We start from the raw sequence: 1,527 nt of genomic DNA, 5'->3' as shown, positions 1-1,527 counted from the left end.
GGTCTGCACGGTACGGATGTGATCGGTACGTCGCTGGTGCTGGCGAGGGCGGTCGAGAAGACGGGTTACGACCTGGTGATCTGCGGTATGGCGTCGACGGACGGCACGATGGGTGTGCTGCCGGCGGTGCTGGCGGAGCGTCTGGGTGTTCCGCAGGTCACGCTGTTGTCCGAGGTGAGGGTCGAGGGTGGCACGGTGACCGGGCGTCGGGACGGTGACAGTGCCAGTGAGCAGCTGCAGGCGTCGCTGCCGGCGGTGGTGTCGGTGACGGACCAGTCCGGTGAGGCCCGGTATCCGTCGTTCAAGGGGATCATGGCGGCGAAGAAGAAGCCGGTTCAGTCCCTGGACCTGGAGGACCTGGAGATCGAGGCGGGCGAGGTCGGTCTGGCGGGTGCGTGGACCGTGGTGGATTCCGCGGCGCAGCGTCCGGCCCGCACGGCGGGCACGATCGTCAAGGACGAGGGCGAGGGCGGCAAGCAGCTGGCCGAGTTCCTCGCGGGCCAGAAGTTCATCTGACCGGTCGGCCTGTTCGGCCCCGTACGTCCCTCTCATCCTCCCACCTTCGTTTGCGCAGGAGATTGAAGTCCCATGGCTGAAGTTCTCGTCTATGTCGACCACGTGGACGGTGCCGTCCGCAAGCCCACTCTGGAGCTTTTGACGCTGGCCCGCCGGATCGGTGACCCGGTCGCGGTCGCGCTGGGCGGTGGTGCGGCCGGCACCGCGGCGGTGCTCGCCGAGCACGGTGCGGTCAGGGTCCTGACCGCCGAGGCGCCGGAGTTCGCCGATTATCTGGTCGTGCCGAAGGTCGATGCGTTGCAGGCCGCGTTCGATGCGGTGTCCCCGGCCGCGGTGCTGGTGCCGTCGTCCGCGGAGGGCAAGGAGATCGCGGCCCGGCTCGCGGTCCGGATCGGGTCCGGGATCATCACGGACGCGGTGGACCTGGAGGCCGGTGAGCTCGGTCCGGTCGCCACCCAGTCCGCGTTCGCCGCGTCGTTCACCACCAGGTCCCGTGTCTCGCGCGGTGTCCCGGTCATCACGGTCAAGCCGAACTCGGCGCCCGTCGAGCCGGCCCCGGCCGCCGGTGCGGTCGAGACCCTGGCGGTCTCGTTCTCCGCGCAGGCCACCGGCACGAAGGTTCTCTCCCGCACCCCGCGCGAGTCGACCGGGCGCCCGGAGCTGACCGAGGCCGCGATCGTGGTCTCCGGCGGCCGCGGGGTCAACGGTGCGGAGAACTTCGGACTCATCGAGGCGCTCGCCGACTCCCTCGGCGCGGCCGTGGGTGCCTCGCGCGCCGCGGTCGACGCGGGCTGGTACCCGCACTCCAGCCAGGTCGGCCAGACCGGCAAGTCCGTCTCCCCGCAGCTCTACATCGCCTCCGGTATCTCCGGCGCGATCCAGCACCGGGCCGGCATGCAGACCTCCAAGACCATCGTCGCGATCAACAAGGACGCCGAGGCCCCGATCTTCGACCTCGTCGACTACGGCATCGTCGGCGACCTCTTCCAGGTCGTCCCCCAGCTCACCGAA

2 protein-coding genes are annotated in these 1,527 nt (G+C 70.1%); both read left to right on the top strand.

The genetic code is table 11. The features are described 5' to 3' along the window. Positions 1-516, top strand: a 516-nt coding sequence (locus tag ACFU6I_RS48685) for an electron transfer flavoprotein subunit beta/FixA family protein (RefSeq protein WP_384381043.1), incomplete at its 5' end; no start/stop codon positions are given. A gap of 72 nt (positions 517-588) precedes the next feature. Continuing rightward, on the top strand, positions 589-1,527 hold a 939-nt coding region (locus ACFU6I_RS48680; protein WP_384381040.1), incomplete at its 3' end, for an electron transfer flavoprotein subunit alpha/FixB family protein.

This window comes from Streptomyces sp. NPDC057486 (genome assembly GCF_042802415.1).
Taxonomy (GTDB): Bacteria; Actinomycetota; Actinomycetes; order Streptomycetales; family Streptomycetaceae; genus Streptomyces; species Streptomyces yanii.
Note: the sequence above shows the minus strand (reverse complement) of the source record. Positions and strands in the feature narration are given on the sequence as shown.